Genomic DNA, 12,085 nt, shown 5'->3' with positions numbered 1-12,085 from the left:
CCGTTTTTAGAGGAAAGCCTCCATATCGATTGATATGGGGGCTTTTTGTATTTATACCCCCTACTGTTCTGTTCAATTCTCCTCCTCCTGGAGGAAGAGTACCTGCAGGAAGAGGTGGTAGGTAAACAATATACTACCTATTAATAATAAGAATAAGGAACCTTTTTCTCACCTACTCCCCTATCTTTTGTGTACTGATGGAAAGAATATTTAGTGCTGTTTTTGCATTTTAATTGCATACTTATAATAGAATATGCATTGTTGTATTATCTACGTAATACCACCGGATTATAGTTCCGAATCAATGATTAAAACTACTTAAAATCAGGAATTTATATCTTATCTTTGCTTTCGTATTTGATGTTTTATTCGTACCTTTACTTCGTCTTAAAAGGTACTATAAATCCTTTATTTACTGAACATTATTTTTTTTATTAAAAGAAAATTCGATTTTAGTAAAACAAAAAACAGTCATTAGCTGTTGTTACTAATAGAATTGAAAGCGACATGAGAACAACTGTAAAGACATTTTTGGTATTTGTGCTACTTATGGTGACCTATAGTCTCAGTAGCAGAGCCGTCAACTTTACGGGGATGGTTGATAAAGCAGCATCTACATGTGAGGTGAGTGCTTCTTCATCATCATTAAAGAATGCTTCTTCGGATAATGTCGCTAATAATACACGAAGCTTATTTACTAATTCCAAGTTTATGTGGACTACGGATGCAGAACTTGGAAACAAACCTATCTCTGAAAGATATTCTTTTAATCCCTATCGTTTTCGCAGAGCTGTTGAAACAGCATCTTTTATGAGAGGTATTTTGATGATTTCTTCTCATCACAATTTGTTGGTACACGACCAGTCTAAACTATATTATTCAGATAAAGATCCGCATTACACTTCTTTTAGTAGTGAATACTACATCTATACTTTGCGGCGGATTGTGATTTAAACTTCCTTTTACTAGTTTTTCCTTTTTCCCTTTACTCCTTTCCCTAAATATGGCTGAAAGTAGGTGACCTTTTACAACCCTATGTCTTGGGGTGGGTTATACGGGTGTTAGCGGCGTGTTCATGCTGTGAAGGGGAGAACTATATCCATGCGCATAATTTTTAAAAATCAATTTTAATACAAAACCCATTTAAATTTTTCATCATGGAAACTATTCAAAAGAAATCTGCCTCTTTTAAAGGCATCAAATCCGCCGGTTGGGTAATCGTAATTTGCTTTATCGTTGCCGTGCTTATTTTTCACTTTGTGTTGGGAAATCCCTCTAACTTTATGAACAATGACCCGAACAATCATCCGCTGCCAGGGAACTTCCTCGGTACTATCTATAAAGGTGGATTCATCGTTCCGGTTATTCAGACTCTTTTGCTGACTGTTATTGCACTGAGTATTGAACGTTACATTGCAATTGGTGCTGCTTTCGGTAAAGGTTCATTGGCTAAATTCGTTGCTAGCATTAAAGCTGCTCTGGCTGCTGGCGATATGAAGAAGGCTCAGGAACTTTGCGACAATCAACGTGGTTCTGTTGCTAATGTAGTAAATGCTACTCTGAAGAAGTATGCTGAAATGGAAAATGATACGACTCTTGCCAAAGATCAGAAGTTGCTTGCTATCCAGAAAGAGCTGGAAGAAGCTACTGCACTGGAATTGCCAATGATGGAGCAGAATTTACCTATTATCGGTACTATCACCACTCTGGGTACATTGATGGGATTGCTTGGTACGGTTATCGGTATGATCCGTTCGTTTGCCGCTCTGGCTGCCGGAGGTTCTGCTGACTCTATGGCATTGTCACAAGGTATTTCCGAGGCTTTGATTAATACTGCTTTCGGTATCTTGACTGGTGCACTGGCTGTTATCTCCTATAACTATTATACCAATAAGATTGATAAGTTAACTTACAGCCTTGACGAGGTTGGTTTCTCTATCGTGCAGACATTTGCAGCTACGCATAAGTAAATCGGTCGAACCCTTTTAAAATACTACAATTATGGGTAGAGCGAAAATAAAAAAGAAAAGTACGTTCATCGACATGACGGCGATGAGTGACGTAACTGTATTGCTGCTGACATTCTTCATGCTGACGTCTACGTTCGTGAAGAAAGAGCCGGTACAAGTTACCACTCCGGCCTCCGTATCCGAGATTAAGATCCCGGAAACGAATATCCTGCAGATATTGGTCGATCCGGACGGAAAAGTGTTTATGAGTCTGGACAAACAGTCTGACTTGCGCGAGGTGCTGGAAGCAATGGGGCAAGAATATGGGGTGACTTTCACTCCGGAGGAAACTAAGAAATTCTCACTGGCATCTACTTTCGGAGTGCCGATGAAGAGTATGAAGAAGTACCTTGATTTGCCGCAGGATCAGCAAGACGCTGTGTTAAAGAATGAGGGGATACCTACCGATAGTATCGATAATCAGTTCAAAGCCTGGGTGCGCAATGCCCGTGCAACGAACAAAGATTTACGTATCGCCATTAAGGCGGATGCCAATACTCCTTATTCCGTAATCAAGAATGTGATGAACTCACTTCAGGACCTCAGAGAGAACAGATATAATCTGATCACTTCTCTGAAGACTACTTCTGAAGACTAACAGAAAGGAAATATTATGGCTGAAATACAAGAAAGCGGCAATAAGAAAAAAGGCGGAAAAAATAAGCAAAAGAAAATGACCGTCAGGGTGGACTTTACACCGATGGTGGACATGAATATGTTGCTGATTACCTTCTTTATGCTTTGTACTTCACTGAGTAAACCTCAGACTATGGAGATAAGCATGCCGAGTAATGATAAGAACGTCACAGAAGAACAGCAGTCGAAAGTGAAGGCTTCACAAGCTATCACATTACTGTTGGGAGGTGACAATAAATTGTATTATTACGATGGAGAGCCCAACTATAAGGACTACAGTTCGCTGAAGGAAACAACCTATCAAGCGGACGGTCTGAGAGCAATGCTTTTGCAACGTAATAGAGCTGCTGTAAATGAAGTGAATGAACTGAAACAGCAGAAACTGGATCTTAAGATATCAGAGGAAGAATTTACGAAGAAACTGGGTGAAATTAAGAGCGGAAAGGATACCCCGACCGTAATTATCAAAGCCACCGATGATGCTTCGTACATGAATCTGATTGATGCACTCGATGAAATGCAGATATGTAATATAGGTAAGTATGTGATTACGGATATCGCCGAAGCCGATGAGTTCCTGATAAAGAACTATGATAGCAAGGGAGAATTGTCGCAGAACATTGCCGAATAATGTGTAACACCTAAAAAAGTAAGAATATGGCTAAAGTAGATTTAAGTTCTTCGGAATGGTGTGACCTGATATTCAGTGGCAAGAATAAAGCCTATGGTGCTTATCAGTTAAGAGAGAAATCTCCGAAGCGTCATAACATTGCTGTGATACTGGTGATTGTCATCGCATTGGTAGGATTTAGTATCCCTACCTTGATTAAGATGGCTACACCGAAACAGAAAGAAGTGATGACCGAGGTGACTACCCTATCTCAATTGGAAGAACCGGAAATTAAGCAGGAAGAAATGAAAAGAGTGGAGCCGGTTGCTCCCCCGCCTCCTGCACTGAAGAGTTCTATCAAATTTACCGCTCCTGTCATCAAGAAAGATGAAGAAGTGAGAGATGAGGATGAAATTAAGAGTCAGCAAGAATTGACAGAAACCAAGGTAGCTATCTCTATTGCTGACGTGAAAGGTAACGACGAAGCAAACGGTAAGGATATTGCCGACCTGAAGCAGGTGGTAACACAGGCTGAACCGGAACCTGAAAAGGTTTTCGATATGGTGGAGCAAATGCCTCAGTTCCCCGGTGGTCAGACAGAGATGATGCAGTTCATCAGCAAGAACATGAAGTATCCGACTATCGCTCAGGAAAACGGAACACAAGGCCGTGTAACTTGCCAGTTTGTGGTAGGTGCCGACGGACGTGTACGTGATGTGAATGTGCTGAGAGGTGTAGACCCTTATCTGGACAAAGAAGCTGTCCGTGTGATCATGTCTATGCCTAAGTGGATTCCCGGTAAGCAGAATGGTAAAGCAGTGTCGGTGAAATATACGATACCTGTTGTGTTCAAGCTACAATAATGTGTGTGTTATGAAAACGGTGAAACAACTTCAACTTTTAGGTTTGGCGGTGATACTGGTTTGGGTGTCTGCCTGCCAAAATAAGCCTAAGGACGGACTGACGGATACGTACACTTCCGGCGTGATAGCAATTGCTGCTGACGAAAGTTTCCAGCCTATCGTGCAGGAAGAGGTGGATGTTTTTGAAGGTGTATTTCCTTTGGCAGGAATTGTGCCCCGTTATGTGACGGAAGTAGAAGCCGTCAATCTATTGCTCAAGGACAGTCTGCGGTTGGCAATCACCAGCCGCAGACTGACACCGGAGGAGATGAACTCTTTCAACAGCCGGAAGTTCTTCCCGCAGGAGATAAAGATTGCTACAGATGGGTTAGCGTTGATTACCAATAAAGATAATCCTGATACGCTGATTACAGTGAATGATATTCGCGACATCCTGACGGGAAAGGCCACACAATGGAGAGAAATCTATCCGGCATCCCAGCTGAAGGATATTCGTCTGGTATTTGATAACAAGAATTCCAGTACCGTTCGTTTTGCTGTAGATTCCATTTGTAAGGGTGCTCCATTGGCAGACCAGATAAAGGCGTTGAAGACCAATAGAGAGGTCATCGACTTTGTGTCAAAGACTCCTGATGCCATCGGCATTATCGGCGTGAATTGGCTGAGCGACCGCAATGACAGTACTGGACTCTCCTTCAGCAAAGAAGTACGGGTGATGTCCGTCAGCGCTGCCGACAAGGCAACTCCGGAAAACAGTTTCAAACCCTATCAGGCATATTTGTTTTACGGTGATTATCCGTTGACACGCAGCATCTATGTCCTGTTGAATGATCCGCGGAGTGCGCTTCCGTGGGGATTTGCCTCCTTCCTCGCTTCCGACCGGGGACAGCGGATTATTTTAAAGTCGGGATTAGTACCCGCTACCCAACCGGTACGGGTGGTGAATATAAAAGATAAATAACTAAAATGAATGCTATTATGAAAACGATGTTAGTTCTTAGTATGGGAGCGTTGCTGTTGGCCGGCACACTTTCCGCACAAACGCCTGTACCTGAATGGCAGGCTGGGGTAGATAAAATGAAAAGCCTGATTCAGACAAATCCTGCACAAGCTTCTGAAGAAGTAGGGGAATTGCTGAAAGGGAAAAACAAAAAGAATGTGGATCTTGTAACTTCCGTTGCCCATGTTTATCTGGATGCCGGAAAGCTTACCGAAGCTCAGGAGTACCTGGCAATGGCAAAGAAAGCCAATAACAAAGATCCTAAGGTGTCTGTATTGGAGGGTGATATTGCCCTTGCACAAAAAAATATAGGGCAAGCTTGCCAGCTTTATGAGCAAGCTATCTATTTTGATTCGAATTGTAAGGAGGCCTATCTGAAGTATGCACAGGCCTATAAGTCTGCCAGTCCTGCATTGGCCATTGAGAAGTTGGAACAACTCAAAGCTTTAGATCCGAATTGCCTGGAAGCCGATAGGGAACTGGCGGAGGTGTACTATTCCAGCAATCGTTTCGGCAAGGCTGCTGAAATGTATGCTAAGTTTATCGATACGCCTCTTGCTACGGAAGATGATATGCTGAAATATGCTTTTGCATTGTTCCTGAACCATGATTTCGAGAAATCATTGCAGGTTGCTCAGAAAGGTTTGCAGAAGAATGCCCGTCACGCTGCTTTCAACCGTCTTGTCATGTATAACAATACGGACCTGAAGCGCTATGAAGATGCGGAAAAGGCTGCTCATGCTTTCTTTAATGCTTCGGACAAGGCTGATTATTCTTATCTGGATTACCGTTACTATGGCGCCTTATTGAGTGCATTGAAGAAATACGATGAAGCTATTATAGAATATGGTAAGGCATTAGAGAAAGATGATACGCAAGTGGACTTGTGGCGTGAAATCTCCGATGCCCATGAAATGAATAATAATTATGCAGAGGCTATTGCTGCGTACCGTAAATATTACGATGCATTAGCCAAAGACAAGAAGACTCCTGAAACATTATTCCAGTTAGGACGTCTTTATTACGGACAGGGCACGTCTTCGGACTCGCTCGCCGTGCAGCCTGCCGACCGTAAACTGGCATTGCAGTCTGCTGACTCTGTGTTCACCCTTGTTTCCGAACAAGCTCCCGACAGTTATCTGGGAGAAATGTGGCGTGCCCGGACCAATTCTGCCATGGACCCCGAAACTACTGACGGGCTGGCGAAACCTTATTACGAAAAGGTAATGGACATGCTGCTGAGTAAGAATGAACCGAAGTATAACTCTGCGTTGATAGAGTGCTACAGTTATCTGGGTTACTACTATCTGTTAAAGAGCGACTATCCTACTTCGAAAGAGTTCTGGAATAAAATTCTGGCTATAGACCCCACCAATGCTACTGCCAAAAAGGCGTTGGAAGGCATCAAATAGCAACAATTTTAGTTGTTTGTCGTGTCGGGAGGAGTGGAGAGTGATTCTTAGCTCCTCCTTTTTTTATGTTTTTTCTGTAAATGTTTGGATTATTAAAAAGATTGTCTACCTTTGCGGTGTACTAATAAACTAATACACTAATATTGGGGATAGCAAGGTATCAGATACCAGTTGACAAGGCCTTCTCCTTGTATCTTGTTTCCTTGCCACCTATAAAAACATATAAGTATGCTACAGGTAGAAAATATTTCGTTCAGTTATCGTCGGGGCAAAAAAGAAGTCTTGCACGATTTTTCGCTCTCGTTAGAGAGAGGTAGAGTATACGGGTTACTGGGAAAGAACGGTGCCGGTAAATCTACACTGCTTTATCTGATGAGCGGTTTGCTTACTCCCAGGAGTGGGAAAATAATGTATCATGATACCGATGTACGCCGTCGGTTGCCTATCACACTACAGGACATGTTCCTGGTTCCCGAAGAATTTGAATTACCTCCTATTTCTTTAGTCAGCTACGTGGAATTGAACAGTCAGTTCTATCCCCGTTTCAGTAAGGAAGACATGGTGAAGTACCTGCATTACTTCGAAATGGAGCAGGATATCGATCTGGGAGCCTTGTCTATGGGGCAGAAAAAGAAGGTTTTTATGAGCTTTGCATTAGCTACCCACACTTCACTGCTGATTATGGATGAGCCGACCAATGGTCTTGATATTCCGGGTAAGAGCCAGTTCCGTAAGTTTATTGCTTCGGGCATGTCGGACGACCGAACTATTATTATCTCTACCCACCAGGTGCGGGATATTGATAAGATACTGGATCATGTGGTGATTATGGATAACAGCCATGTTTTGCTCGATGCATCCACTGCCAACATCTGTAGTAAGTTTCTTTTCGTTGAAAGCGATGAGCGCGAATTGGCAGAAGCAGCAATTTACACGCTTCCTTCCATACAGGGCAATTTCCTGATGTTGCCGAATACGGATGGTGAAGAGTCGGAGATTAATCTTGAATTGCTGTTCGGTGCTGCGCTTACGGACCCTGAGAAGATAAAAGGAATGTTTCACCCTAAACAGAATGAACAATGATACGCGATACCTTTTTTAGTGCACCCCGTTTTGTGAACTTATGTCGCAAAGAAATGGTGGAGAGTTGGAAGGCAAATTTGCTACGCTTCGTAATGATGTACGGTATAATGGCGATTGCTTTCGTATGGAACGGATATTTCCAATACAATTATCTACAGGCAGATGGGAGAGTGAGTCAAGATCCTATCTGGAATTTCGAGTTAGGAGCTTTCGTCTGGGCACTTGTTATTATGGGGCTTTTGAGTGCTTCGTTTATAATGGAGCGCATGAAGACTAAAACGAATCGGATAGCTATGTTGATGATTCCTGCCACAATGTTCGAAAAGTTTTTCTCACGTTGGCTGGTATTCACTTTCGGTTTCCTTATTGTATTTCTAATAGCTTTCAAACTGGCGGACTGGACACGTGTAACAGTTTATATGATTAGTTATCCCGAGTTGAAAGGTATAATTGCTTCTACTCCACTTTCCCATCTGGTGGGAAAAGGACAATTCTGGACAGTTTTCGATGATTGCAATTATTTCATGTTGGGAGTAAGTGCTTATTTCTTTGCACAGTCCCTGTTTGTTTTGGGTAGCTCCATTTGGCCAAAGAATTCATTTGTGAAGACTTTTTCAGCTATTGTTGTGATTGCTATCGTTTATATAGCGATAGGTTCAGTATTAGCGAAAATGCTATTTGAAGGTCGCAGTGGTGGAGTAAATCAGACCGTATCGGATGAAACGATGACACTCTCATCTACGGTAATCTTTTTCGCAATGGCCGTCTTCAACTGGGTAGTTGCCTATTTCCGTTTTAAAGAATCCGAAATCATTAACCGCTGGTAAGTATGAATTTTAAAGAAAGTAAAGCCATCTATCTTCAAATAGCAGATCGCATTTGTGACGAGGTGCTTCTCGGGCAATATCGGGAAGAGGAACGCATACCATCCGTCAGAGAATATGCAGCTGTGGTAGAGGTGAACGCCAATACGGTGATGCGCTCGTACGATTATCTGCAATCGCAGGAGGTTATCTATAACAAACGTGGTATCGGCTATTTCGTCGCTTCCGGTGCTCGTGCGTTAATCCTTTCATTGCGTAAAGAGTATTTTCTCAAAGAAGAAGTAGATTATTTCTTCAAGCAGATGTATACCCTCGGTATTTCGGCAGAAGACATGTCGGCTATGTACCGGGAATTTAGTAAGAAACAAAAATAAAGAAGAAGATTATGAAACGAACAACTTATATAATATTTGGAATGTTGCTTACCGGATTGGTTGTGGTGTGCGCTGGCATATTCTACGCCTCTATGCAAGTTACAGGTTGGGATAATATTTTCCTGGATATTAAAGGAGAAAAGAAGACTGTTCAACTACCACAGTGCAAAGTTATACAGATGGTGGCGGTTAGAAATATCATCGCTACGGGTGAGGGTGAAGAAAAGGGAATAAGAATGCCGGCATTTGGAGAGCTTCCTTTGAAGATTACTTCTGGTGAAGCCGGACAAGGATTTTTCACTTATGCTTCCGGTATGGATGAATTTATGACGATGAATTCAGTTGGAGATACATTGCGTATCGTTTTTGATTTTCCTAATGATAAGCTTGAAAAGAAATACCAAGACCTGTATTGGCTTAATTTACGCTCCGAAGAGATAATTATAGCTTTGCCAGATCACGTACAGTTCTTACAAACCAGTCTTGAAGCCCAGAAAATGACTGTTGAAGGTTTGACCCGTGATTCATTGTCTCTGATGGTGCAAGATTATGCTACCATAAATGATTGTAACTTTAGAGCTTTAACAGTCCAGAATGGTGCATGGTTGTTTAATGCTGGTAAAGCAGATAATTTGCATCTCCATCTGAACGGAATACGCAGTTGGAATGTGAATGCAAGTTCGTTCCACGTTGATACGGAATATCTATATGCTCATGGCAATCAAAGATGTACTCTGGAGAAGGGGGAATGTCATCAGGTAGTTTGGATGCCTCAGTCGGAAGGCGCTTCATTGGATATAAAACTGAAAGAAGCAGCAACAGTAGTTGTGAAATAACGATAGGTATTATCAGGATACAATAAAAAAAGACCGTTGAGAAACGGTCTTTTTTTATTTAGTTGCGGAGATCCGACTCGAACGAATGACCTTTGGGTTATGAGCCCAACGAGCTACCAACTGCTCCACTCCGCGATGTTTAACGGGTGCAAAGGTACGGCTTTTTATGAAACAAACAAATAAAATCCATCTTATTTTTACTAAAAAATGTAATGTGTAGCCTAACTGATTGATAAGTAGCCCTATAGTAAATATGCTTTTTTATCCTCTTCCTGTGACCGAATGTTAATAAAATCTGCGTTTTCTTGTGTGATATACAGAAAAGTTATACTTTTGCTCAAATTATTAAGCAATGTGCAATTATTAATATATGGCCGTATCGAAGACAAAAGCTAAATTAGTGGATGTAGCCCGTCAGCTATTTGCAAAGATGGGTGTTGAGAATACCACGATGAACGATATCGCTCTTGCTTCTAAAAAAGGTAGAAGAACGCTTTATACCTATTTTAAAAGTAAGGAAGAGATCTATATGGCTGTTGTCGAATCGGAGCTGGACATCCTTTCGGATATAATGAAGCGGGTGGTAGAGAAAGACATCTCGCCCGATCAGAAGATAATCGAAATGATTTATACCCGCCTGGATGCTGTGAAAGAGGTGGTGTACCGGAATGGAACACTCCGTGCTACCTTTTTCCGTGATATATGGCGGGTGGAGAAGGTGCGAAAACGTTTTGATGCCAAAGAAATACAGCTTTTCAAGGATGTTCTCCGTGAGGGCGTGGAGAAAGGGGTGTTTCAGGTTGACGATATCGACATGACTGCCGAATTGGTGCATTACAGTGTGAAAGGCATTGAAGTGCCTTACATACGTGGGCATATAGGTGCTAAACTGACCGATGAAACACGTGGACAATACGTTGAGAACATCGTGTTCGGGGCACTGCGTAGAAAAGAATAACTTTAATCAATAATTAAAAAAGTATGGGATTATTAGATGGAAAAACAGCCATTGTAACTGGTGCTGCACGCGGTATCGGTAAGGCTATCGCATTAAAGTTCGCTTCTGAAGGAGCAAATATCGCATTCACTGACTTGGTGATTGATGAAAATGCAGAGAATACGGCAAAGGAAATTGAAGCAATGGGCGTGAAAGCTAAAGGTTATGCTTCAAACGCTGCTAATTTTGAAGATACTGCCAAGGTGGTAGAGGCTATTCATGCAGACTTTGGCCGCATCGATATTTTGGTAAACAATGCAGGTATCACCCGTGACGGTCTGATGATGCGTATGAGCGAGCAACAATGGGATATGGTTATCAACGTTAACCTGAAATCCGCTTTCAATTTCGTTCACGCTTGTACTCCGATTATGATGCGCCAGAAAGCTGGTAGCATTATCAATATGGCTTCTGTAGTAGGTGTTCACGGTAATGCCGGACAAGCCAACTATGCAGCTTCCAAAGCTGGTATGATTGCTTTGGCTAAATCTATCGCACAGGAATTAGGTTCTCGCGGTATCCGTGCCAACGCTATCGCTCCGGGCTTTATCCTGACCGATATGACTGCTGCATTGTCTGACGAGGTAAGAGCCGAATGGGCAAAGAAGATTCCTTTGCGTCGCGGCGGTACTCCCGAAGACGTGGCAAACATTGCTACCTTCCTGGCTTCTGATATGTCTTCTTATGTATCAGGACAGGTGATCCAGGTAGATGGTGGTATGAATATGTAAGAAAGCGTATGACTGTCGTATACGAGGACAATCATATCATTATAGTCAACAAGACCGCTTCCGAGATCGTTCAGGGAGACAAGACGGGAGATACGCCGCTTTCGGAAACCGTAAAGCAGTATCTGAAGGAGAAATACCAGAAACCCGGTAATGTCTTCATCGGTGTTACCCACCGGCTGGACCGCCCCGTGAGCGGTCTTGTTGTATTTGCCAAGACCAGCAAGGCGTTGTCCCGCCTCAATGAAATGTTTAAAACCAGTGAGGTGAAGAAGACTTACTGGGCTATCGTAAAGAATGCTCCGAAGGAGCCGGAAGGAGAACTGGTGAACTATCTGGTGCGCAATGAAAAGCAGAACAAAAGTTATGCTTATGATAAGGAAGTGCCGAAGAGTAAAAAGGCTATCCTGCATTATCGGTTGATAGGTAAGTCGGATAATTACTTTCTGCTGGAAGTGGATCTGAAAACCGGGCGGCATCATCAGATACGATGCCAGTTGGCAAAGATGGGATGTCCTATCAAGGGAGATTTGAAGTATGGCTTTGCCCGTTCCAATCCGGATGGAAGCATTTGCCTGCATGCACGCCATATCAGTTTTGTGCATCCGGTATCTAAAGAAATGATTGATGTGGAGGCGCCTGTGCCGCAGACGAATCTTTGGCAAGGCTTTCAGATGGTATAAGAAAGAGTTTACTATAAAATAGAAATGCGC

General features: G+C 42.5%; 14 protein-coding genes and 1 tRNA gene. 14 read left to right on the top strand and 1 reads right to left on the bottom strand.

All coding sequences use genetic code 11. The features are described 5' to 3' along the window. The first annotated feature begins 507 nt into the window (after positions 1–507). The 11 genes from DW036_RS17430 to DW036_RS17380 all read left to right on the top strand — a co-directional run bounded on the left by DW036_RS17430 (position 508) and on the right by DW036_RS17380 (position 9,647). Positions 508–954, top strand: coding sequence for a hypothetical protein (locus DW036_RS17430; RefSeq protein ID WP_118465502.1), 447 nt, complete (start codon positions 508–510; stop codon positions 952–954). Between the two features lie 203 nt (positions 955–1,157). After that, on the top strand, positions 1,158–1,970 hold the full coding sequence (locus tag DW036_RS17425; RefSeq protein ID WP_118465501.1) for a MotA/TolQ/ExbB proton channel family protein: 813 nt from the start codon (positions 1,158–1,160) through the stop codon (positions 1,968–1,970). A gap of 31 nt (positions 1,971–2,001) precedes the next feature. Continuing rightward, the gene (locus DW036_RS17420; RefSeq protein ID WP_007667672.1) at positions 2,002–2,607 is read left to right on the top strand and encodes a biopolymer transporter ExbD; all 606 of its coding nucleotides are present in this window, start codon (positions 2,002–2,004) and stop codon (positions 2,605–2,607) included. Between the two features lie 15 nt (positions 2,608–2,622). Then, positions 2,623–3,276 (top strand): biopolymer transporter ExbD, encoded by a 654-nt coding sequence (locus DW036_RS17415; protein WP_187374630.1) that lies wholly within the window; start codon positions 2,623–2,625, stop codon positions 3,274–3,276. 26 nt (positions 3,277–3,302) lie between these two features. Then, a complete protein-coding gene (locus DW036_RS17410) occupies positions 3,303–4,118 on the top strand; it encodes an energy transducer TonB (RefSeq protein WP_118222932.1) in 816 nt (271 codons plus the stop codon). 10 nt (positions 4,119–4,128) lie between these two features. Further along, positions 4,129–5,079, top strand: a complete 951-nt coding sequence (locus DW036_RS17405; RefSeq protein WP_118465525.1) for a PstS family phosphate ABC transporter substrate-binding protein — start codon at positions 4,129–4,131, stop codon at positions 5,077–5,079. Between the two features lie 5 nt (positions 5,080–5,084). After that, positions 5,085–6,530: a tetratricopeptide repeat protein gene (locus tag DW036_RS17400; protein ID WP_118465499.1), complete on the top strand. Its 1,446-nt coding sequence runs from the start codon at positions 5,085–5,087 to the stop codon at positions 6,528–6,530. Between the two features lie 228 nt (positions 6,531–6,758). Further along, entirely contained in the window at positions 6,759–7,613 is an 855-nt protein-coding gene (locus DW036_RS17395; RefSeq protein ID WP_118465498.1) for an ATP-binding cassette domain-containing protein, read from the top strand. Further along, the gene (locus DW036_RS17390; RefSeq protein ID WP_118465497.1) at positions 7,610–8,440 is read left to right on the top strand and encodes a hypothetical protein; all 831 of its coding nucleotides are present in this window, start codon (positions 7,610–7,612) and stop codon (positions 8,438–8,440) included. The genes DW036_RS17395 and DW036_RS17390 overlap by 4 nt, the downstream gene beginning before the upstream one ends. A gap of 2 nt (positions 8,441–8,442) precedes the next feature. Next, positions 8,443–8,811 carry a GntR family transcriptional regulator gene (locus DW036_RS17385; RefSeq protein WP_007209418.1) on the top strand — a complete coding sequence of 123 codons (369 nt, stop codon included), beginning with the start codon at positions 8,443–8,445 and terminating at the stop codon, positions 8,809–8,811. 11 nt (positions 8,812–8,822) lie between these two features. Next, positions 8,823–9,647, top strand: coding sequence for a hypothetical protein (locus DW036_RS17380; protein WP_118465496.1), 825 nt, complete (start codon positions 8,823–8,825; stop codon positions 9,645–9,647). Between the two features lie 62 nt (positions 9,648–9,709). Here the strand turns inward: DW036_RS17380 and DW036_RS17375 are convergent. Continuing rightward, positions 9,710–9,782: transfer RNA gene (locus tag DW036_RS17375), tRNA-Met, on the bottom strand. A gap of 235 nt (positions 9,783–10,017) precedes the next feature. Here DW036_RS17375 and DW036_RS17370 point away from each other — a divergent pair. The 3 genes from DW036_RS17370 to DW036_RS17360 are packed head-to-tail and all read left to right on the top strand — an operon-like array spanning position 10,018 to position 12,055. Continuing rightward, positions 10,018–10,605: a TetR/AcrR family transcriptional regulator gene (locus DW036_RS17370; protein ID WP_115502060.1), complete on the top strand. Its 588-nt coding sequence runs from the start codon at positions 10,018–10,020 to the stop codon at positions 10,603–10,605. Between the two features lie 23 nt (positions 10,606–10,628). Continuing rightward, the gene (gene fabG / locus DW036_RS17365) at positions 10,629–11,375 is read left to right on the top strand and encodes a 3-oxoacyl-[acyl-carrier-protein] reductase (RefSeq protein WP_007209579.1); all 747 of its coding nucleotides are present in this window, start codon (positions 10,629–10,631) and stop codon (positions 11,373–11,375) included. Positions 11,376–11,383: 8 nt separating this feature from the next. Next, positions 11,384–12,055 carry an RluA family pseudouridine synthase gene (locus DW036_RS17360; RefSeq protein ID WP_118465495.1) on the top strand — a complete coding sequence of 224 codons (672 nt, stop codon included), beginning with the start codon at positions 11,384–11,386 and terminating at the stop codon, positions 12,053–12,055. Positions 12,056–12,085: the final 30 nt, after the last annotated feature.

The sequence above is a fragment of the Bacteroides sp. AF39-11AC genome (genome assembly GCF_003474285.1).
Taxonomy (GTDB): Bacteria; Bacteroidota; Bacteroidia; order Bacteroidales; family Bacteroidaceae; genus Bacteroides.
Note: the sequence above shows the minus strand (reverse complement) of the source record. Positions and strands in the feature narration are given on the sequence as shown.

Excerpts from the sequence above, each read along its gene's own strand:
- DW036_RS17370 (WP_115502060.1), top strand. The coding sequence starts at position 10,018 with ATGGCCGTATCGAAGACAAAAGCTAAATTAGTGGATGTAGCCCGTCAG.
- DW036_RS17420 (WP_007667672.1), top strand. The coding sequence starts at position 2,002 with ATGGGTAGAGCGAAAATAAAAAAGAAAAGTACGTTCATCGACATGACG.
- DW036_RS17390 (WP_118465497.1), top strand. The coding sequence starts at position 7,610 with ATGATACGCGATACCTTTTTTAGTGCACCCCGTTTTGTGAACTTATGT.
- fabG (WP_007209579.1), top strand. The coding sequence starts at position 10,629 with ATGGGATTATTAGATGGAAAAACAGCCATTGTAACTGGTGCTGCACGC.
- DW036_RS17405 (WP_118465525.1), top strand. The coding sequence starts at position 4,129 with ATGAAAACGGTGAAACAACTTCAACTTTTAGGTTTGGCGGTGATACTG.
- DW036_RS17360 (WP_118465495.1), top strand. The coding sequence starts at position 11,384 with ATGACTGTCGTATACGAGGACAATCATATCATTATAGTCAACAAGACC.
- DW036_RS17415 (WP_187374630.1), top strand. The coding sequence starts at position 2,623 with ATGGCTGAAATACAAGAAAGCGGCAATAAGAAAAAAGGCGGAAAAAAT.
- DW036_RS17395 (WP_118465498.1), top strand. The coding sequence starts at position 6,759 with ATGCTACAGGTAGAAAATATTTCGTTCAGTTATCGTCGGGGCAAAAAA.
- DW036_RS17400 (WP_118465499.1), top strand. The coding sequence starts at position 5,085 with ATGAATGCTATTATGAAAACGATGTTAGTTCTTAGTATGGGAGCGTTG.
- DW036_RS17425 (WP_118465501.1), top strand. The coding sequence starts at position 1,158 with ATGGAAACTATTCAAAAGAAATCTGCCTCTTTTAAAGGCATCAAATCC.
- DW036_RS17430 (WP_118465502.1), top strand. The coding sequence starts at position 508 with ATGAGAACAACTGTAAAGACATTTTTGGTATTTGTGCTACTTATGGTG.
- DW036_RS17380 (WP_118465496.1), top strand. The coding sequence starts at position 8,823 with ATGAAACGAACAACTTATATAATATTTGGAATGTTGCTTACCGGATTG.
- DW036_RS17385 (WP_007209418.1), top strand. The coding sequence starts at position 8,443 with ATGAATTTTAAAGAAAGTAAAGCCATCTATCTTCAAATAGCAGATCGC.
- DW036_RS17410 (WP_118222932.1), top strand. The coding sequence starts at position 3,303 with ATGGCTAAAGTAGATTTAAGTTCTTCGGAATGGTGTGACCTGATATTC.